The organism is Mucilaginibacter sp., from assembly GCF_025362475.1.
GTDB lineage: Bacteria > Bacteroidota > Bacteroidia > Sphingobacteriales > Sphingobacteriaceae > Mucilaginibacter.
On sequence record NZ_JANYGH010000001.1, the window covers coordinates 95,728 to 117,813 of the forward strand.

Sequence of the window (22,086 nt, forward strand, 5' to 3'; positions counted from 1 at the left end):
TCCGTTTATATTATTACCAGCCTGGATTTTGTGCCCAATGTGTTTTTGCAATTTCGCTTTGTGGTATAGGATACCAGTTCATCTTATCGTAAAACACCCTGTTTTCTAACTGCTTAACAACATAGGTATTGGTAGCGCCTGTGTTGGTGATCTCTATCCGGTTTACAGGTTTGTTAAAATAAGCCACCCCTTTTTTCCAGCGGCGCACATCCCATAAGCGGTTATTTTCAAAACTTAACTCCACATTGCGCTCATGCTCAATACGTGCCTGGTTCAATTGTACCGCTGTTATTACGGGCATTGCCGCACGCTGCCTTACCGTGTTGATAGCTTTAAGGGCCGTCATTCCATACCCTTCCGGATCTGCATCGGCACCGTAGGCATTAAACATTGCTTCCGCATAGTTCAGCAGCACTTCGCCGTACCTGAAATAGCTCCATGTATGATTAGCTGTAGTAGCGTTTACAAGATCAACAGATTGGTTTACCCATTTGGATAAGTAGTAGCCTGTTTTGGTGGCATTTTGCTTTGGCAAGCCGCTATTGCCACCGGTAAAGGTTTCAATATTAGTTGCTTTAAACAATGAACCGTTATAAACCACCGTAGCGGCAAAACGCGGATCGCGGTTGGCATAAGGATTTGCAGCATGGGCCGGATTATTCCAATCAAACGGAACAGCATTACCACTGGTAACAACTTCGTAATCATCTACAAAATTTTGGCTTGGCGTAATACTGTTGCCAATGCTGTTTTGAAAAGCAATGGGGAAATTATAATATTCCACATAATTTATTGCACCGTAACGACGGTAAAAAATAAACTCCTTTGATGCAGCATTATTGGAGCCAAACAGGTTGGTGTAGTTGCCATCAAGCTGATATTTGCCTAATGCAATTACATCATGCGCGGCTTTCGCTGCCTGTGCCCATGTAGTGGTTGATCCATTGTCTTTAAACAGCGGACTTGCACCATACAATAAAGCCTTGGCCTTTAAAGCCTTGATAGCGCCTTGCGTTACCCGGCCATCATCGTACCATGAATAGGGCGAAAGATCGGCGGGAATTATTGCGCCAGCTTTATCACATAAAGTGGCTATATATTTAACACACTCGTCAACAGAATTTCTTGGAATATTATCCCAGCTGCTTTTGTTGCTGTAATCAAGCGGCTCTTCAAGAATGGGCATACCGCCATAACGTTTAACCAGTTCAAAATAAAAGAAAGCTTTCAAAAAGAGCACTTCCCCCTGCATAAACTTCACGTTATCGCGGGCATTAAAATAAGCGGTTGAATCTGTTGATGTTATCTTGCCTTTAATGTAGGATATATCAACCTTATCCTTGTTTTTAAGGTATTCATTAGCTTGCCTTATTCCGTTAAAATTAGTTAGCCACGCATTATCCGGGTTATTGTATTGGTTCCAGATACCGTAATTATAGGTTTGTGATCTGGAGTTCACATTGGTACTTTCGGCATTATCCGAGGCCGCTTCCAGATCAAGATTAGCAAATCCATCTGGCAGGTAGCTGTACGTATTCCAAACTACCTGCTGCACGTAAGTGTAATTGGCATATAGTTTTTCTACAGAAATATCAGCCTTTATCGTCTTTACATCCAGGTAATCCTTTTTACAGGAGTACAGCAGAGTGCTCAGCACCAACACTGTTATTATATAATGATTTCTTTTCATTTCTTGGTAATTACTAATAGTTTACTATTACAATTTCACTCTCAATCCAAAGCTTACAACCTTCATTAAAGGATAGCCCATAGAAAGCCGTTCGGCCTCCAGGTTATCAATTTTATCCCAGGTTATGAGGTTGGTGCCATTTACAAATAGCCTGATAGCATCAAGTTTCTTTAAAAATGCTTTTTTAGGCAACGTATAACCCAACTCAATACTGCGCAGCTTAAAGAAATTGCCGTTACGCAACCAAAAATCAGATTGTTGGTTGTTATTGGCATTACTTAAGGTTGACAGGCGTGGCGTTGTGGCTGTATTTGCCGTTTCGGGGGTCCAGCTATTGGCAGAAAATGGCGTAATGGAATTGCTGTTTACAAAAGGATGAGTATATAAATAGGCATCATCAAGCAGGCTCACCGTGCGGTGCATCACACCTTCTAAATAGGCGTCAAAATCAAAACCCAGGTACTTAAACCCAAGGTTAAACCCTAAAGTGATCTCGGGCAGTTTAGCGTAGTTCATAGGTATTTTATCATAATCATTAATGATACCGTTACCATCCTGATCGGCAAATTTTAAATCGCCGGGTTTAACATTTGCATAAGATGATGAAACAACACCTTGTTTTAAATTACCGCTGGCGTCAAAATCAGATTGCTGGTAAAAGCCTTTGTAAACCAGGCCTTTCATTTGGTCGAGCCTATAACCCTGGGTATACAAGTAGTTATAAGGCTGGGCGCTTTCTGATCGTTTGGTTATTTTATTGCGGGCAAAAGCTACTGAGCCGCCCAGGTTGTATTGAAAAGAATTAACCTGGTCATTGAAATTAAGTGCCGCTTCAAAACCTTTATTCTTTACTTCGCCGGTATTGGCATACTGCAAATTAAAGCCGGTAAAGTAGGGTACATCAGCCGATGGAATCTCTAAAATACCGGTACGTTTTTCGCTAAATACATCAACCGTTGCCGATAGTTTTTTCCATAGTTTCAAATCGACACCAAAATTCAGTGTGGTTTTTTGCTCCCATGAAGCGTTGATATTAGCAAACGAACCTTCGGTCATCCCGTTTTTATAGGTATTGTTTGTTCCGACGATATAGCCATTGGCGCCTAACGCCCATTGCTCATTTAAAAAACGAAAGTTTTCATTAATATTACCGGTAGTACCGTAAGAAGCCCTCACCTTTAAAAAGCTGATGACGGTATTATCCTTCAGGAAATCTTCTTTAGATACTATCCAGCCCAAACCTGCTGCAGGGAAAAATCCGTAGCGATGTCCCTGGGCAAAGTCGGCCGATCCGTTGTAAGCGGCAGACAGATCAATAATGTATTTTTGATCATAATCATAAGTTACATTGCCCGACAGGCCCTGGGTACGAACCTGGTAAACCAGCCCATCATGGCTATAACCCTGTCTTTGCCCCAACACCATACCACTAAAAGTATTTTTGCCAAAGCTGCGGTTATAATCAAATCCAATTTTAATGGCGGTTCTGTTCCAGTGTTGGTTGCCTCCATCAAGTATGCCCTGGCTAACTGTGCCTATGGTTTTGTAAACCACTTTTCCGGCATCCATTACGGGCATATCATTGGCATCTTTAACAATTTCATAAGATGGTACCGTAAAAATTTTTTGATAAGTACCAACGTATTGATTACTGAATGACAACGATCCGTTTAAGGCCAGGCCCGGGGTTATTACATCCAATTTTTCAATAAAGCCAAAGTTGGTTTGCAGGTTACGGGTATGCGAGTTATAAATACCATTTTGCTGTAAAAGCTCAACAGGGTTAAAATTATATACCGAGCTGTTTCCCCAGGTACCATTAGGATTTTTTATAGGAAACGCAGCCGGCGGCAAGCCCAACAGGTTGTTGAACAATGATGTAGCCGTAAAACCAGCGGGGGTATTTTTATCCTCGGTTATCCCGGTGATGTTGGCTTCAACAGATAAGCTTTTACTTAGCTGCAACTCCACATTGGCCCGCAGGTTAATTTTGTTGTAATGTGCGTTTGTACCAAAATCCTTATCAATGGCGCTGGCGTTTTTGTATAAACCTTCAAAATCGGTATAGTTCATCAACACAAAAAACTTAGCCATATCATTACCGCCCCTAAAGGAGAAGTTATAATCCTGTATGGTGGAGGTCTTTTTTAGCATTTCATCGTACCAGTTCACGTTTGGATGAAAAGGATCATTAGTTGCTTTATACAAGTCGGGATTTTTGTACTTCGTTGGCAAGCCATCATTTTGCAAAGCCTGGTTGTACAAACGGGTATAATCATAGGCATTCATAACAGTTGGTAATTGTACCGCGCTTAATATGCCGTACCTGCCGTTAACGGTTATCTGGGTTTTAGGCAAATTGCCCCCCTTTTTGGTGCGGATGCTTAGTACACCTGCCCCACCCTGCAAGCCATATATAGCTGTGGCGGCGGCATCTTTTAAAAGCGTTACTGATTCAATTTCATAAGCCGACAAGGAGCTGATAGCGCCCATATCTACCTGGAAACCATCAAGGTAAATCACTACCTGGTTACCTGCAACATTCCAGCTGCTTTGCCCGCGTACATAAAGTGTGGGGTTATCATAGCCGGGCTCGCCAGAGCCGGTTACTACCGTTAAACCGGGAATACGGCCCTGCAGCGTATTTAATAAATTACCGGCCATCATATGGGTTAGTTCATCGCCTTTAAGCGTAAAAACAGCGCCCGTATTTCTCCATGATTTTTCAGTCCTTAATCCATAGTCAACTGTGTTGGTTTTATTCTGATCAGTTTTAATGGAATCTGCTGAAATTACATTCTTAGTTTGCGCGTTCGCGACAGAAAAACTACAGAATGAAAAAATCCAGGCAAAAAGTTTTATATATTCTTTTTTCATTTTTTTCATTAGTTAAAATGTGTAAAAGCCAATTACCATCCTGGATTTTGTCCATCCCAGCCCTTAGCATTACCCAGGTAACGCTTACTTACTTCATCATTAGGGAATGGAACGTAATAGTACCTTGCCGGGAAAACCCTTGTAACAAACGAGGTAGTTTGCCAGGTACGTTTTAAGGTACCGCCAACATTACGGGCTGTAGTTACAATGCCATGCAAGGTTCCGTTTAATACAGATTTGGCTTTTAACCAACGATTAAGATCATTATACCTGTGGCCTTCATAAGCAAATTCAATAGTGCGCTCATTTTGTACCGCATCTCTGAAAGCGCCTGCATCCACGGGATGTTTTTCGGGCATGCCGGCTCTTTTCCTGATCAGGTTAAGGTAGTTGGTAGCATCACCTGTAGGGCCCTGGTACTCGTTAATGGCTTCGGCATAGTTTAAATAAAACTCTGCAAGGCGAAACACCGGCCATGCAAAATGATTATCGCTCATGTTATCCACACGGGCAACAAACTTGTAGGTTTCCATGGCATACCCATCAACACCGGCATCGCTGCTGGCCAGGTTACCATCGGTACTGTAATCGCCTTTTTTGTAGTAGGCCAATGTACCCCGCTGGCTGCTGTAGTACATACCATCATAAGCAATGGTTTGGTAAAAACGCGGGTCGAGGTCAAGCGCCTTGATATCTGAAGGCAAATCGGTTCCGCTGGCGGGTAGTGTCCATTTTGTACCATCCTTTTTTTCATACTGCTGCATAAACTCAATGGGTACATTATTTTTAACACCCCATTGGGCCAAACGCAATTTTGATGACAGGTACTGGCCCCATGCAGATCCATCGCCCCAGGCATTACCGCTTGGTACCTGGTTTGAGGTATTTACCAATATTAGTTCCTGGTTGGCAAACACATTCCAAACAGATTCATAATCGCCAATTGTTGCATAGGTTTCGCCGGTAGTTACCGCTTTACCTGTGTTGTAAAGCGATACTGCTGAAGCGCCTGCAGCATCAATCACATCTTTAGCAGCTTTTGCAGCCTTGTTCCAGCGCTCCGGGTCATAGGTAGGATAAGCCAGCACTGTATCCCGGCCATCGCCATAACGGGCTCCGGTAACTTCTGATTTAAGGTTGGCGGGTGTATTATACAAGGGGCTTGCCGCATACAACAGGATTCGTGATTTAAGGGCCAATGCTGCCAGTTTTGTTATCCTGCCATAATCTGCCGACGGGCGTGTGGCAGGTAACAGAGCCGCAGCCTGATCGCACCATTTAACTACACTATCAACCACTGATTGTACCGAACTGCGGGGTACGGATATTTTACCGGTACCATCCAACGGTTTATTTACAATGGGGATACCTCCGTAATACCTGAACAGCTCATAATGCTGCATGGCACGGCAAAATAAAGCCTGCCCTTTTACATCCTGTTTCCAGCTGTTATCGGCATCCGTAACCATGTTGATATTTTTTAATACCAGGTTGGCCTGGCGGATACCTTTATAATGCCAGCCAAAGCCGTTGCCATTATCGGCACCAAAGCCATAATCACAAGTGGCGTTGGCGCTCATGTTACCGGTAATATAGGTACCTGTGCCAATGGTGTTTGAAGCCCAGTCATACGCCGGATGGATAATATAAAGCTGATCTGTAATAGCTTCTGGACGGCAGCCGTCATAAGTTTCAGGAAAATAGCCCCGGATACATAGCATGTACATTTGCGCCACAGCGTATTGCGCCTGGTTTTTAGTATGAAAAATAGTATCAACCGTTACCGAACCACCTTTTGGTTTTTCAAGAAAACTCTTCTTACATCCCGGTGAAAGTATACCGCCAATTAAGCATGCCAAAAGCAGTATAATTATATTTTTTGTTTTCATCTTTTCTCGCTTTAATTAATTAAAAATTAACATTTAAGCCAATATTGTAGGTTTTGGTAAGCGGGTAGCCCACGTAGCCCAAATTCTCCGGATCGCCCCAGATTTTGTTTGGCGACCAGGTATAAAGGTTGGCTCCGTTCACATACAGGCGCGCCGTGCGGATACCTGCCCGTTTTAAAAAGGCGGGTTTAAATGTGTAGCCTATCTCCATGTTTTTTAACCTTGTATAGGAAGTATTTTTAAGGAAAAAGGTATTGTAGGTAGCTGCCTGGTTATATGCCGCGATAGGGAAATCTATCCGCTCGCCGGCATTGTACCGTTCCTGGGTAAAACGGTTTGCATCTACCTCAAAAAGCGATTGTTGTTTATTAAAGTGGATGGTGCTGTTGGCAAACTTGGCTACTCCGGCTACTCCCTGTAATAAAGCCGAAAAATCAAACCCCTTGAAGCTAAAGCCAAATGATAAACCATAGCTTAATTCCGGAATATCTGTTTTGCCGGTCCTGGTATAATCTTTTTCGTTGATCACGCCATCTTCATTAATATCAACCAAACGAACTTCGCCCGGTTGCAATGCCGCCCCGGCATAACCCAGGTCTTTTTGATAAACCGGCTGGCCTGCGGCGTTTACATAAGGCTGGCCCGCTTTGTTAAGCGCCCTTATAGGATTTGATAACACAGGGTTACCATTACCATCAATTGCATACAGGGTTGACCATGACGTATACAACCCATTGGCTTGCAACATTAAAGGTTGATTAATTGGGCGCCCTGTTGCCGCCTGGTATTCTAAGCCTGGCACAATGGCTTCATCCCTGAAAATGATTTTGTTTTTATTGGTTGAGGCATTGCCCTTTACCCACCAGGTAAATTTGCCGGGGGTACTGTTATAGGTTAATTCAAGCTCGTTACCCCAGTTTTTAACCTCGCCCAGGTTATACGGCGGCAAAGTGGCCTGCACAATTTGAGGCACTGTACCTTTATAGGAGAGGATGTTGATACGGTGCTCATTGTAATGATCAAAAACAACAGTTACCCTATCATTAAATAAATGGGCCTCTAAACCAATGTTTGATTTTGTAGCGGTTTCCCAGGTAACATCAGGGTTACCAATAACGCTTTCATAAGCACCGCGGATGGTATTACGATCATTAAGGGTACCAAAAGTGTAACCACCACCGTTGTTGTAGCCCTGCCCATATTGCCAGGTATCTGGTAAATATAAATAACGGGCCCCACCTATGTTATCATTACCAACTTTACCCAAACTACCGCGTACCTTTAAATAGGTTACGTAATCGTTTTTAGGGAAGAAAGATTCATTACTGGCTACCCAGCCTAATGAATAGGCAGGCAAAAAGCCAAACCGTTTACCTTCGGGGAAGTTTTCTGATCCGTTATATCCCATGTTATACTCGGCAAAATACCGGTTATCATAGGCGTAGGTAACCCTGCCGGCCACACCCATATAAGCATGCGGAAGATCATAGGCTAAATTCGGGTCGTATTTTTTCTCTGCATTATAAAGCAAAAGGCCGGTTACAGCGTGTTTTTTGGCAAACGTGCGGTTGTAGTTAATGGAGAACTCGCCATAAACCTTGCGCCATTTACCATTGTTCCAGTCAGACCATCTTTGCGGCGGGGTATCATCATTTAGCTGTACCAAAATGGGGTCCAGCTTATTGCCATTGGGATTTGCCCTTACGCCATACAACAATGGCTTGTAACCACCACCTGTACGGCTGCTGAAATAGCTATCATAAGCTCCCTTTGCATTTACCGATAAACCTTCGGTAATAAAATCAAGCTTATGGCTTAGCCTGATGGCCGAGTTTAGTGTACTGTTATTGGTAATATTATAGTTATTGCTGCTGGCAATAGCATATAAGGGATTCAGCTGATCGTTTTGGTTACTAAATGGCACTACGAATTTGCCATTAATCATCCCTGGAGATCCAAGCGGAGATGACCACAGGATACGTTTCTCCCAGGTGTAGCCATCATTATCCATCCCGGTGATGGTAACAAACTGGGTACCTACATCAACCGAGATCCTGAAATTTTTGTTTACATCAAAATCCAGGTTACCACGCAAATTGTAGCGTTTCTTTTTAAACTGCATCTCATCAGAGAAAGGCATATAATCGGTATTAAATAACCCGCCCTGGGTAAGGTAACCTAGGGAAACAAAGTATTTTACAGATTCGGTACCGCCGGTGATGTTGGCATTATACTGGGTTTGAGGCGCGAAATTTTTAAAGATCTGCTTTTTCCAATCCTGGTCAGGGTGACCGTAGGGATCATAATAAGGATTTGTTTGCCCGTTTAAAGTAGGCGTATGCGCGTTCTGATAATATTTCAGATCCTCGGGCGAGTAATAAATGGTAGCCTCTTTTATCCAGTTGGCATCCCTTTTTTGAGCAAAATCATTCCAGGTTTTGATATCTGCATCTTTAGCATGCTGAATCCAGTAATTTTCATAACTCTGCTCATTCAGCAAGGAAGCATATTGATAGGAGTTAACAAAATTAGGCATCCTCGAAAACTGCGATATGGCGGTTTGGGCAGTTGCACTAACCTTTGGCGCTCCTTCTTTACCACGCTTGGTGGTAATTAGTATTACACCATTGGCACCACGCACACCATATACAGCCGTAGCCGATGCATCTTTTAGTATGCTGATGGTTTCCACTTCGTTGGCATCAATATCGTTATAACTATCCCGCACAATACCATCAACCATAATTAATGGGGCAGTTTGGCCTGTGTAAGTACCTACCCCCCTTATATACAGGGTTGAGTTATCATCGCCCGGTTTACCAGATGTTTGGATGGCTGTTAAACCAGATAACCTACCGGCCAAAGCGTTGCTTAAATTGGCAACAGGCGATTGTGTAAGATCCTTAGTACCGATTGTAGAAATAGCACCGGTGATGGATTCCTTTTTTTGCGTACCGTAACCTACTACAACAACCTCGTTAAGCCCCTGCTGGGTATCTTCGAGTATTACGTTTAGTTCCGAGCCGCCATTTAGGGCTACTTCTTTGGTGGTAAATCCAATAAAAGAGAAAGTTAATGTGGCATTGGCATCTGATACGTTAATGGCATAAGTACCATCGGTACCTGTTACGGCCATAGCCTTGCCTCCTTTTTCTTTAACGGTTACACCGGGTACAGGTAAACCCAATTTATCGGTTATTTTACCTGTTATTTTTTTGGGCGGAGCATTGCTGTTGTTTTGATTGGTTGATTTTTTTTGGATGAGTATGGTTTTATCCTCAATTGAATAGGTTAAAGCCTGTTTACCCATACAAGCGTCCATGGCCTGTTTTATGGTTACATTGTTAAGATCAATTGTAACGGGTTTGGCTAATTTAATATCGTCTGAGTTGTACAGGAAATCATAATTGGTTTGATTCCGTATCTCCTCAAAAACTTCTTTTAAAGTAGCCTGTTTTACTTTTATAGTAACTTTCTGCGCGTAAGTTGCAGCAGTTACCTGTAAAAAAGTTGCCGTTAACAAAATAAGAGTTAGCTTCATGATAAGCACAGGTTTATATAGGCGCCCACGTTGTTTGCCGCAAGTAAATGCAGTAAAAATTTTATACATTTGAATGTCAGTTTATTAATAAGTGGTTGTATTCGCTGCAATTATTTTCATTATCTGACGCAGCCATAACACGGCTGAGGCCAGGGGCGGTACGAACGCTCCTGGTTTTTATTTTATGCAGATAATTACTGGTATAGAAAAGGAGAGTGTAAAACTATTCCATAGCAGTAACCCTCCTTCCTGTGACCTTAAAGTGAACTTTCCCAATTTTTTCCAGGTTTTTCAATAATTCATCAATACCCTTTGTGCGGTAAAATGTGCCGCCAAAATGCTGCCCTTCAAAATTTCCCTTTTGCTCCACATCAACATCATACCAGCGCGATACCTTTTTTAGTATGGTGGCAATGTTATCATCATTAAATATGAAATAGCCGTTTTTCCAGGCCATTACCTCGTTGATATTGGCTTGCGAAACCCGGATCATATCGGCGCCATTGTTTATCACTGCCTGCTGACCGGGCTTTAACAAACTCTGGCTATTATTCTTACTCACCTGAACCGAGCCTTCCAATAAAGTAGCTTTAAGCTCATCATCATCATTATAGGCCGAAATATTGAAATGTGTACCCAATACTCTTACCTGCACGTTATTGCTGTTTACATAAAAAGGCTTGTCTTTATTTTTAGCCACTTCAAAATAGGCCTCACCGGTTAGCTTAACCCGTCTTTCGTTGCCCGCAAACTCAACAGGATAACTTATTGACGATGCAGAGTTTAACCATACGTGGGTGCCATCGGGCAGCACCACCTGGTATTCGCCGCCGCGAGGGGTAGATAGCGTATTGTACACTAAGGCGTTATCAATAACTTTTGCCTTAACATCAGTTGGCAAAGCATCATACACCAACTTTCCGTTGGCTACTTTATTTACCTGTACCTGGCCGGCCTTTGCAAGCGTGCCGTTGGCTTTATTATCCAGCACAATGGCTTTACCATTAGCCAGCGTTAAAACCGCCTTATTACTGCCCGGTAAAATTTTTGACGACTTAACTATTGCAACCTGGTTATCAGCGGGCTTGTGTTTATGTATCAAATAAAATCCAACGGCGCTAAAAACAGCAATTACCGCCGCAACTTTTGCCAGGCTGCCAAACAGACTTACAATTTTTGTTTTGGGCTTAACAGCCAGTGGAGCTTGATTAAACCTTGGGTCGGTTTTAATATTATCTAAAACCTTGCGGGCCTGTATTTGGTTAAACTCGGGGTCAGCATCAAGCTTTAATAATTCTTCATCAACAAGGTCGGCTATTTCGGCAGGGTTCTCTTTCAGATAGTTGAGTAGCTCTGTACAATCAGCCCTACTTATAGTATCATCAAAATATTGCTGCAGCAAATACTTTAGCCTGTTATTGTTCATATAATTGGTTTATAACAAAACCCGGAAGGGGTTAATTATGTAGAGAACACGCAGAAACTACCATAGGACTAGTTGAGAATAAAGTTTTTTTTATTTCGTGCGAATTTTCTCTTTTCATGCCAGTGTTTTTTTAGTTTTAGTAAGACACTAAAGGTTCTTGATTACATTTACAGCTCGAATTACAACAAATGAAATGGATCACCCGTGAACGCCCTAAGATTGACCGCATCGCCTGCCCCTGGCTAATCAAAAGGTTTATTGATGCTGATGCGGAGATCATCTTTGTACCGTTTGACCAGGTATTGATAAAGGCCGGCGAGTTAAACGCCACACCCTTTGACTTGCCTGGCGTGGAATACACGCATTATGACGACCATTGCACTTTTGATTATTTTATCAAAAAGCACCAGTTGAAAGATGCCGCGCTTGACCGGGTAGCGGCCATCGTTCGCGGTGCGGATACCGATCGGCATGACTTTGCCCCACAGGCAGCGGGGCTGGAAGCGATATTTTCGGGGCTGGCGTATAATATTAAAAATGATCAGGAACTCCTGAACCTGGGCATGACCATTTACGATGGCCTGTATAGCTGGGCGAAACATCTCCACCAGTTGAAACATACCCAGGCCGGGCCGGTGGAGCAAATGCTGCTGGAGGTATACCATAAATACATCAAAGACACTAAATCTAAAAAAGCGCCTGAATGGGCAAAAGAGCTGAAAGAAATGATCCAGGATCAGCTGGATACCAATATGGCTTTAAGCTTGCAGCAGGTATCCGATGAACTGGAGATCAACCCGACTTATTTATCAAGAGAATTTTCCAAATACTTTGAAAACCTTTCTTTTGGAGAATACATCAGGAAAATGCGTATTGAAAAAGCCATGCACCTTATGGGCAGCACCGATTATTCCTTAACCGAGATCTCTTACCTAACCGGCTTTTCTGATCAGAGCCATTTTACCCGCATATTCAAAAAACAGACCGGCCAGACGCCTACCCTCTATAAAAAAAACAGCGAAAAAAGTAAAAAGGATACTAATAGTTAAATCCATTCTATTTACAGCAGGGCTTTGTTGGTAGTATTGCATAGATGAAATTCCACTATCTATGAAAACACCAAATAATAACCGCAGGCAATTTTTACAGACTACAGCACTTGCCGGTGCAGCTTTACTGTTACCCATTGATCAATTAAAAGCCCTTCCCATGCCGCATGGTAAAACACCGGCCTTAACCGCAGAGGAAATGGCCGCTGTTGATACAGCTTTGGGTAAAAAAGGCAGCTACAAAGATGCTGAAGCTGTTTACACCACTCCATTGCCCCGCAACGATCTTAAAATGAAAATTAAAGGTGAGCCCGTACCTATTCCTTTTGGTTTTGGTGGTTGGGTATCATTCAAAAAGACCATTGATGGAAAATCGGCCATGGTGATGAGCGATACGGTATTGCAAATGGAGGAAGTTAATCCATTGATCTCCGCAGCCCATGCCAACGGGCTGGAAATAGCCGCCATACACAACCACTTTTTTTACGAAGAGCCCCGCATATTCTACATGCATATTCACGGGATGGGGAGCGTGGCTGAACTGGCTAAAAAATATGCGGATACCATCCGCGACAGCAAACTGTTCCCATCTAACCAGCCAGCACCATCAGCACCGCCAACGGTTACCGGAAAGGAAAACTTTGACCTGCCCGCATTGGACGCCATTGTGAAATATACCGGCACGGTAAACGGGCCGACCTATAAATATACTATTGGCCGGGCCGACCTGAACGTTGTGGCAATGGGCGTGGAAATGACAACCAACATCGGCCTGAATAGCTGGGCCTCTTTCGCTGGTAAACATGATGATGCACATATTGCCGGGGACATTGCTATGCTGCAAAGTGAAGTAAATGGCGTGATCAAAACCTTACGGGCGCATAACCTGGAAGTAGTTGCGGTACACAACCACATGCTGGGCGATGATCCGCACATGATTTTCCTGCATTATTATGGCCGTGGCAATGCGGCTACATTGGCGCAAGGTTTCCGTGCTGCTTTGGATATTTTAGGAAAACAAGCAAAAAAAATGGAAAGTATGAAGATGTAATTATCCATGAACCTTTAAACCCAATTGTTATGAAATGGATCACCCGTGAACGGCCAAAAATTGACCGTATCGCCTGCCCCTGGCTCATTAAAAACTTTGTTGACCCATCAGCCGAGTTTCTATTTGTGCCTAAGGAACAGGTTATCGAACTGGCAAAATCGCTTAACGCGATACCGTACGATATTGCCGGCGTGGAATACACTCATGAGGGCGAGCGCTGCACGTTTGACTATATCATCAAAAAACATGGCTTAACAGTTTCAGCGCTTTTGCAGATGGCAGATATCGTTCGCGGCGCCGACACCAACCGCTTTGATCTGGCACAACAGGCAGCCGGCCTTTGGGCCATCTCCGCCGGATTATCCTATAACTTTAAAGATGATCAGGAGCAACTGGCTTATGGGCTGATCATTTACGATGCTCTGTATAGCTGGGCTAAATATGTACAAATGGAAATACACACATGGAAGAACAATTGATAAAACTGCGCCCCGCTTATTCTTTGGCGGATATTACAAAGTACTTTCTAAAGCTCGGCACCTGGGGGTTCGGCGGTCCGGTGGCCTTAGTTGGCTACATGCAACGTGACCTGGTAGACAAAAAAGGCTGGCTAACCGAGGAAGAATACAAGGAGGGCCTGGCATTGGCGCAGCTTGCACCAGGACCTTTGGCCGCGCAATTAGGCATCTATATTGGCTTTGTACATTACGGACTGATAGGCGCCACGTTAACAGGGCTGGCTTTTGTACTGCCTTCGTTTATCATGGTGGTATTATTAGGGATGGCTTACCAGCTTTACGGGGGATTGCCCTGGATGCAGGCGGTATTTTATGGCGTCGGCGCGGCCGTGATTGGTATCATCGCTATGAGTGCTTACAAACTCACTATAAAATCCATCAGCAAGTTTGAGCCGGCTGCTATGAAATCCAAATGGCCTTTGTGGCTGTTTTATATAGCGGGCATCGTTATCACCGTTATTACCGAGCGGGAAGAGATCCTTTTATTTATCGCTTGCGGCATTTTATACATGGTTATCAAGGCGCCGCCGCAATGGCTCAAAAAACCTGCGGTATTACCTGCGGGTATAATGATCAGTACGGGCTTTTGGAAATATGAAGGCAAAACCCTGGAACAAATTGCCTGGTTCTTTGCCAAAGCAGGGGCTTTCGTCTTTGGCAGCGGGCTGGCTATAGTGCCTTTCCTGCATGGTGGTGTGGTGAAAGAATTTGGCTGGTTAAATGAGCACCAGTTTGTGGATGCAGTTGCCGTGGCAATGATCACACCTGGCCCGGTGGTGATTACCGTTGGCTTCATCGGATACCTGGTTGCGGGTTTTCCCGGAGCTTGCGTAGCGGCATTGGCTACTTTCCTGCCATGTTATCTATTTACAGTTGCCCTGGCGCCATCCTTTAAAAAAATTGCTAAGAATACCAGCATCAAAGCTTTTGTTGATGGCATTACGGCGGCTGTGATTGGCGCTTTGGTAGGCTCTGTAATTGTGATTGGTTTGCGGTCAATCATTGATATCCCTACCGTACTCATCGCAATTTCAGCTGTATTGGCCCTTATTTATATCAAAAAATTACAGGAGCCATATATCATTGGTATTGCCGCAATCATCGGCATATTGATCAAAACGCTATAATCAACGTTTTTTGCTAAACCCAAAAAAACAGGGCTAAAAAATAGATCAGGTCAGAATATTGCAGGTGGGATTTTAAAGTTTTAAGCGCCTCAACCATGTGATTTTTTACCGTATTTGGTGATATCTGTAATTGCTCTGCAATCTCCTTATGCGTAAGGTGCTCTACCCTGCTTAGTCTGAAGATGAGTTGCTGCTGCTTAGGCAGTTTATTGATGATCTGTTCGGTAAAATGTTCAAGGTCATGTACCAGCACATCCTCTTCGGTACCATTATGAACGGTACTGATATGATCAATCAGTTTTTCGGTAAGCTCTCTCGACTGGCAAATTTGCCTCAGTGCATTTAGTGAAAGCCTTTTAGCAATTACATACAAATACAGCCATATATTTCCCTCCGGATTTAGCTTTTGCCGGTTAATCCAAAGGTTTATGAAGCATTCCTGCACAATTTCCTGGCTTTGCGCAGCATCCTTTAAAAACCTAAATGCCAGCCTGTAAACCTTACCGCAGTATGTTTCATAGATCATATCAAACGCGGCTTCATCGCCCGCAATCAATTGCTGAATATAACTGCTGCTAATTTCCTGATGCACTTTTGCTGTTTATAAATTGGTTTATAAATATAAAGAGTAAATTTTCGCAATTCATAACATTAAATTAAAGTAGTGGTATTGTAGTGGCAATAAAAGCAGCAATTACACGTTGTGTAAAAAGTAAGACATGCGAGATAATACACTATCTTACAGCACATAACGTCAAATTATTATCATTTACCTATCACCACTCCTGCCTGTTAAAAAAATAAAAAAAAGTCCAAAAACTTATTTCAAGTTATTGAAATTGTTCCGTGGCTATCCTCCGCTTAGTTTAAACTTTGGTTTTATATAGATTTATTTTACACGGCTTTCCTGTTAAAAGCAGTACAGTATGTGGCCTGTAAAAATGGGCCGAAATACATTTTAACATTAAAAAAAACTATTTGCCGTAGCGTTTTGCTATTGCTCACCGTATTGGTAGAATAAATAATAATAACCAACTATGAAAAAATTCTTTACACAAGGGGCAGCCATGTTCGGGATGATGTGTTTGCTCAGCGGCCTGTTAACCTCATGCCTTAAGAATAACGACAACAACCATTATGTGGTACCGCCTGTAGCGCTCATCTCTGCCATCAATGCCTCGCCGGATGCCCAGCCTGTTGATTTCTATCTTGATCAAAACAGGGCAAATAACTTCTCTATCAAAAGCGGCGAAAGTCTTGATTACATCAGGGCTTATACCGGCAAAAGAACCGCAACATTCTATGTAGGAGGAAGCCAGCAGAAAGTAAAAAGCGACACGATTACGCTTAAGGCCGATAAACTATATTCGCTGTTCCTGGCTAACCAGGTGAGTACACCCGATTTTTTGCTGATAGCCGATTCTGTTAGCCGTCCGGCTGAAGGCAAGGCCACCGTAAGATTTATTAATCTGAGCCCCGATGCAGGCGCTGCAGACCTGGCAATAAAAGGCGGTTCAGTACTGGCCACAGGCTTAACTTATAAAAAATATTCCGCATTCATCGCTGTTGATGGCGCTACCCCTTATACGTTCGAAATCCGCAAAGCCGGAACAACCACTGTACTATTCACACTTACTGATGTTACATTAAAAAGAAACACCATTAATACCATATGGTTACAGGGATTGGGAGCCGCCACCGATGTAAAAAAGATTAGCGCACATGTGCAGGAGAATGTATACTATTATTGATTTACCCTCTTTATGCCGAAACAAAAATCCCTGCCTCCAAAAAGGAGCAGGGATTTTGTTTTTAATATAATTTGAGGCCTCAAGAACCCGGGCTACAGATTAAAAATCAGGATTTATGCTAAACTTAATGCCATACGCCGAGATACCTGAATGATCAAGGTAATTAAACCGTTTAATCACATCTATACGCAACAACTTAAAAATATTTCCGACACCAACTCCCGCTTCCACATAGGGTGTGCTGCCTAAGGCATAAGTACCGTTTGCACCATTTGAACCTACTGGAAATTTGTATAAATTTTTTGAGTAAAGGGGATTATTTTCGTTACGCAGGCCCCCATATAAAACTTTAAATGATAAAAACTCCCGCCATTTTAAATGCTCTATTAATGGTATTTTATTCAGAAAAAAGCCATTAAAACTGTGTGTAATATTTAAGCCCACATAATGATCGCTTACAAATTCCAGGTAATTCATTTTATTGTAAGCATCGGGTTCATAACCAAAAGATTGATTGGCCGGACTGATATTCAGCAGCGGAAATGGCACCTTTCCGGTTAACAGATTACCCAGCAGCGTAACATCCGAGTAACCCAACTGTGATAAATAAAACCGTTTAAAAATATTCGCGCTTATATTGTTATAACTGTAAGCTCCGTTGAGCAGCCCTTCAAAACCATGGTTTATCTGCAAGTTAAAAATGGGGTATTTGCTATAAATAGTATGGCGGGACTGCGTTCCCTGTAAAATTTGTTCATGAGGCGCATACCTCAACCCAAGGCCAACTTCGGTAGTGGTTAAATCATGTATGATGGTGTTATTTGCATCATTTTCCTCAAACAACAAGGTTCCGGCGGCTTGTTGGTTCCAGTTTTTGAAAGTAACATTATATGAAAAATGATTCTCAAAATCTTTCACATAATCAACCCTGAAAATTTTATTATAAAGCCAGTAATCCGTTTTGCCCGTTTGGAATGAGGCGAGCGTAGCCTGCGAGTTATTTATTGAATAAATCTTTCCTGGTTTATCAATATCATACTGGTAGCTAACTTTAAAATAATCGTTAGGGAAACGATAAGGCGGCGTTTGATTTAATGAAAAATAAGTGCTTAAATTATATTTTGCTTTAGTATCCCTCGTCCCGTAGGCTGTAAAACCTTCCAAATAGATGGATCTGTTAAACTTTGGCGTAGTTCGCCCGCCCAACTGGAAGCGTGCCCCTTCTACATTATCAAAGGCATAAATAGAGCCTATGGGGCCTATTTGTACCGCGCCAAAATCGCCATATCCTCCTGTAAGTGTTGATGCAATCCACGATAATCTTTTAAAAGACGGCATACTTTCCAGCTTGCTAATACGCCCGTACAACTGTTTCTGCTGTGTACTCAATGTATCGGCCCTGTTTTTCATCCAGTAGGCAGTATCTTGTTTCTGGGAATTTACAGCGGTTTGCAAACTTTTACCCTGATAAAATTCCTCCGGGAGCGGTGAATTTAATTTATAGTGGTCATAAAGCACCATTCGTTCGCCAAAAACGCCGGTTCCCTTGTTTTTTAAAATACCAAAGTCTGCTTTTACATCACTTTTGTTCAGGTAATAACGCCCGCCGGGATATTGTTCAAAATCCAGGCGAATTTTAAGGCTGCGCATAAAATTGATATTGATCTGCTTATTTACGTTAAGCTCACAAGCTTCAACAGCATAATGCCCATCCAGGGTTACCATTAACTTACCTTCAAAAAGCAGATCACCTTTATTGCGGGGTATAAAACTGACCTCCACTAATTTTCCTTTATCCGTTTGTATGGTATCGGTTATAAAAAACTTATAAAACTCCGGGGCGTGATTAGCAATTGGGCTCAGAAACTGATTGGTGATGATAAAAATATTATTGTCGTATATATCTATATTATTGCCGTAGAGCCGGTTAAGGTAGGTATCCAGTCCAACGGTATCCACAAATTTGATGATGTTGGTTTCCTTTTGCGCATTTAATACCCTTATAGACTTTGATGGATTTTTGCGGTAATAGTTTTGAAATAGCTTTTCGCTGAAATAAACCGGAAGGGAAGTTTCCTGCTGGCCGTTTATTTTTTGAGTAGTATCAAGCATGAACTTGTATTTACTAAAAAAATGACTATTGATGAGTTTTTGTGGGAGATGAAAAAAGGATAAGCCTATCTTTTCATATTGATCATATTGAAGATAGTCGGCACTTTCCATCCTGTTCTGCTCCTTATGATCAATAATCTGCTGAATAAGTTCAACGGCTGGGTTTCCTTTATTGGTGTATTTCTTTTTTTTGCCAGAAACAACCGAAACTTCTTTTAACTGGGTTTGACTGCTATGCAGCCGAATTTGCAATTCATTAACCTGGCCGGGTTTAATAATTTTGGTAACCGACTGGTAGCCCATATAAGAAAATGTTACCCGGCTATAAGAGCCTGTGGCACTCAATACAAATCGCCCCACCCTATCTGTACTGGAGCCATACCTGCTGCCATTAAAATTTACGCCTACAAAAGGCAGTGGCCGGCCAGATACATCATCAACAACCAATCCGTTCACAGTGGTTACCGTTTGTACATTCAATTGCTTTTTCCCGGCAATAGTACTATCTGGCTGCTGGGCTTCACTGTATAAAGGAGATAAAAGCAACGATAAATAAATAATTCTTTTTAGCCCGGGAAGAGTCGAAAACTTAAAAAGCGGGGATATAACCTGCTTCCGCGAAGCTAATTTTATAATGAGATTCCAAAAAATAAGTAACAAATTAAATTAAGAGTTAAGAGTAAAAATGAACCTAAAGCAAAGTAACATTTAGCCATATCTTTTTTAACTGTGAAGTTTCAACTATGTCTAAAATAAATTATAATTCTGTTTTGTTTCTGAAGAAGGCCGGCCTGAAAGCATGATGTATGACTAAAACTCATGAGCCGGACAACCATTAAACGACAACAAATTTTCAGAAGAACTTCAAAATCAATCAGAAACATTAACGAACGGTAACTTTATAAAGTATAAAATCATTTTCAGGTTATTTTTCCTGTTCAGATACTCTAATGTCAAAGATGAAAGGAAAGAGTGTGGATATTGTTTTTGAACCATTAAAAATATCTGCATATAAATAACAGATCTGAATAGCCCTCAAAATCATGGGGTACCGGAAAACGCCGGTCATTTACCCAAAAAAACCACGACGGGGCAATAACAGCTTCATGATAGCGGTCATTTTTTTGCAGGAAAAAATTATTAAGCTTTGTATAGATCAAATAGTATTTAAACCTGATTTACCTAACAGGCTGTCTAAAAGTAAATAAACCACCCGTCATTGCGAGGCACGAAGCAATCCCCGAACTATGCAGATCGGATTTGCAAACCTCCCCTGTAAGGTGGGGATTGCTTCGTGCCTCGCAATGACGCGTGGATATGGGCTTCATTAGAAGTAAAAAAAATTAATAAATCAAATTTAGACAGACTCTTAGTTCCTGGTTATTTTTTTACTTAAAGCAAACTCTTATGAAAAATTTAACTTTTTACTTTTTGGTAGCAGGTTTCCTGCTTTTTGGTTTTTGCGCAAAGGCCCAGAATTTTGCTTTGGGTGTTCGGGGGGGCATTAGTATTCCTAATTTAACCGGTGGGTCTGGTAGTCAAAACCCACTAAATACCGGTTATAGCTCGCGCTTAGGGCTGGACGCAGGTATATTTGTTGAATATAAAATCTCCACTCTTTTTTCAATACAACCCATGATAGAATATTCTTCGCAGGGAGGTAAAAAAAATGGGTTCCAGGCGTTTACTACTCCGGATGCTTTAGCTGCGATGTTTCCTCCCGGGCAAGCCCCTCCCTACCTTTATGCCAATTACAATAGTAAGGCAAAATTAAACTACCTGATGCTGCCATTACTGGCCAAATTTGGATGGAATATTAAAAAATCACCATTTCGTGTTTATGTTGATGCAGGTCCGTTTGTTGGGCTCCTGGTCTCTGCTCACCAGGTTACCAGCGGCAAAAGCGAATTTTTTACCGATGCTTCCGGGCAACAGTCCCTTCCAGGAGGCGCGCAATCCTTTGATAATAATGAAGATATAAAAGACCAGCTTCATAAATTCAATACAGGCATTGAAGGTAATATAGGCCTTAACTACCGTATAGGATCATGTAACCTATTTATTGAAGGGGGTGGCAATTATGGATTTCTGAATATCCAAAAAGGCACGCAAAATGGAAAAAATGAAGTTGGCGCGGCCACAGTTACCATAGGTTACAGTTATTGGTTTGGAAAGTGATTGGTACTTCATTAACAAACAACGGTCTCTTTTTAATTTACCGCACATTTAATTAGAACAACAATCAAAATGTTTTGATTGATTAAATCTGCGGTAAATTATTATTTATTAAATTGTTTAAAAAATCATGTATGTGAACATTTTGTTTAACTTTAGCTTTAGAAATTGACCTATCCTTATTACTTCGTTACCTAATAAGATATTTTTAAATACCTTCTACAGGTATTTTTTGACCCTTAGCAGGTATTTTTTAACAAGTAACTTCGTTAGGTTTATATCCCGTTTCCGTCTTAATTAAATATAACCACAAACCTAACGCCATGATTGCTAACCCACTAAATGTTTTATTAATTGATGATGACTTTTTGAACAATTATATTTCAACTAAATTCATTCAAAGGTATTTTACCAATTCAAATATAACCTCTTGTTTAAATGGGAAAATTGCCATAGATCTGTTAGCGGATAATAAAGCAAAGCAACCCGAATTTAACTATGACTATATTTTTCTTGATTTGAATATGCCGGTGATGAATGGGTGGGAGTTTCTGGATCAGTATACTTTTTTAAAAATTGACCCTACAGTTAAAAGCAATCTATTTCTTTTAACCTCATCGATCCATAAAGATGATGTTAGCAAAGCAAGCAAATATCCCTTGATAAAGGAATTTATTACCAAGCCTCTGTATTCAGAAAAAATAATGGAAATTTTCAATGTGGCCCAGCTAAGCGATTCCAATTAAGTTAGGATCTCTAAACAACACTGTACATAAAATTAAAAACAGCGCTTCCTTTAGCGCGGCTAAAGCTCAGCTGCAATTTGCAGGTAGCTTGGCCCGGGCCAAAACAATTCAGGTTGCACACCACTGGTGGCAAT

At 41.8% G+C, this 22,086-nt stretch carries 14 protein-coding genes; 7 read left to right on the forward strand and 7 right to left on the reverse strand.

Annotated features, from left to right (window positions below; all coding sequences use genetic code 11):
- Positions 1-13: 13 nt before the first annotated feature.
- From Q0R88_RS00435 to Q0R88_RS00455, 5 genes are all read right to left on the reverse strand, one after another.
- Positions 14-1,690: a RagB/SusD family nutrient uptake outer membrane protein gene (locus Q0R88_RS00435; RefSeq protein WP_295711108.1), complete on the reverse strand. Its 1,677-nt coding sequence runs from the start codon at positions 1,688-1,690 to the stop codon at positions 14-16.
- Between the two features lie 27 nt (positions 1,691-1,717).
- On the reverse strand, positions 1,718-4,567 hold the full coding sequence (locus tag Q0R88_RS00440) for a SusC/RagA family TonB-linked outer membrane protein (RefSeq protein ID WP_295711111.1): 2,850 nt from the start codon (positions 4,565-4,567) through the stop codon (positions 1,718-1,720).
- 32 nt (positions 4,568-4,599) lie between these two features.
- The gene (locus Q0R88_RS00445) at positions 4,600-6,456 is read right to left on the reverse strand and encodes a RagB/SusD family nutrient uptake outer membrane protein (RefSeq protein ID WP_295711114.1); all 1,857 of its coding nucleotides are present in this window, start codon (positions 6,454-6,456) and stop codon (positions 4,600-4,602) included.
- Positions 6,457-6,475: 19 nt separating this feature from the next.
- Complete coding sequence (locus tag Q0R88_RS00450) at positions 6,476-9,997, reverse strand: TonB-dependent receptor (RefSeq protein ID WP_295711118.1); 3,522 nt, start codon at positions 9,995-9,997, stop codon at positions 6,476-6,478.
- Between the two features lie 223 nt (positions 9,998-10,220).
- Entirely contained in the window at positions 10,221-11,423 is a 1,203-nt protein-coding gene (locus tag Q0R88_RS00455; RefSeq protein WP_295711120.1) for a FecR domain-containing protein, read from the reverse strand.
- Positions 11,424-11,611: 188 nt separating this feature from the next.
- Between Q0R88_RS00455 and Q0R88_RS00460 the strand changes: the two genes are divergently transcribed.
- The 4 genes from Q0R88_RS00460 to Q0R88_RS00475 all read left to right on the forward strand — a co-directional run bounded on the left by Q0R88_RS00460 (position 11,612) and on the right by Q0R88_RS00475 (position 15,168).
- Positions 11,612-12,472, forward strand: a complete 861-nt coding sequence (locus Q0R88_RS00460; protein WP_295711122.1) for a chromate resistance protein ChrB domain-containing protein — start codon at positions 11,612-11,614, stop codon at positions 12,470-12,472.
- A gap of 61 nt (positions 12,473-12,533) precedes the next feature.
- The gene (locus Q0R88_RS00465) at positions 12,534-13,523 is read left to right on the forward strand and encodes a DUF1259 domain-containing protein (RefSeq protein WP_295711123.1); all 990 of its coding nucleotides are present in this window, start codon (positions 12,534-12,536) and stop codon (positions 13,521-13,523) included.
- Positions 13,524-13,552: 29 nt separating this feature from the next.
- Positions 13,553-14,002: a chromate resistance protein ChrB domain-containing protein gene (locus tag Q0R88_RS00470; protein ID WP_295711125.1), complete on the forward strand. Its 450-nt coding sequence runs from the start codon at positions 13,553-13,555 to the stop codon at positions 14,000-14,002.
- The gene (locus tag Q0R88_RS00475) at positions 13,987-15,168 is read left to right on the forward strand and encodes a chromate transporter (RefSeq protein WP_295711127.1); all 1,182 of its coding nucleotides are present in this window, start codon (positions 13,987-13,989) and stop codon (positions 15,166-15,168) included. The genes Q0R88_RS00470 and Q0R88_RS00475 overlap by 16 nt, the downstream gene beginning before the upstream one ends.
- Before the next feature lie 13 nt (positions 15,169-15,181).
- Here Q0R88_RS00475 and Q0R88_RS00480 read toward each other — a convergent pair whose 3' ends face one another.
- The gene (locus Q0R88_RS00480) at positions 15,182-15,760 is read right to left on the reverse strand and encodes an RNA polymerase sigma-70 factor (RefSeq protein WP_295711131.1); all 579 of its coding nucleotides are present in this window, start codon (positions 15,758-15,760) and stop codon (positions 15,182-15,184) included.
- A 445-nt stretch (positions 15,761-16,205) separates the two neighbouring features.
- On the opposite strand from Q0R88_RS00480, the gene Q0R88_RS00485 reads away from it, so the two are divergent.
- On the forward strand, positions 16,206-16,919 hold the full coding sequence (locus tag Q0R88_RS00485; protein ID WP_295711133.1) for a DUF4397 domain-containing protein: 714 nt from the start codon (positions 16,206-16,208) through the stop codon (positions 16,917-16,919).
- 99 nt (positions 16,920-17,018) lie between these two features.
- Here the strand turns inward: Q0R88_RS00485 and Q0R88_RS00490 are convergent, their stop codons facing one another.
- The gene (locus Q0R88_RS00490) at positions 17,019-19,577 is read right to left on the reverse strand and encodes a DUF5686 family protein (protein WP_295711135.1); all 2,559 of its coding nucleotides are present in this window, start codon (positions 19,575-19,577) and stop codon (positions 17,019-17,021) included.
- An 861-nt stretch (positions 19,578-20,438) separates the two neighbouring features.
- Between Q0R88_RS00490 and Q0R88_RS00495 the strand changes: the two genes are divergently transcribed.
- The gene (locus tag Q0R88_RS00495; protein ID WP_295711136.1) at positions 20,439-21,209 is read left to right on the forward strand and encodes a porin family protein; all 771 of its coding nucleotides are present in this window, start codon (positions 20,439-20,441) and stop codon (positions 21,207-21,209) included.
- Positions 21,210-21,529: 320 nt separating this feature from the next.
- A complete protein-coding gene (locus Q0R88_RS00500; protein ID WP_295711139.1) occupies positions 21,530-21,952 on the forward strand; it encodes a response regulator in 423 nt (140 codons plus the stop codon).
- Positions 21,953-22,086: the final 134 nt, after the last annotated feature.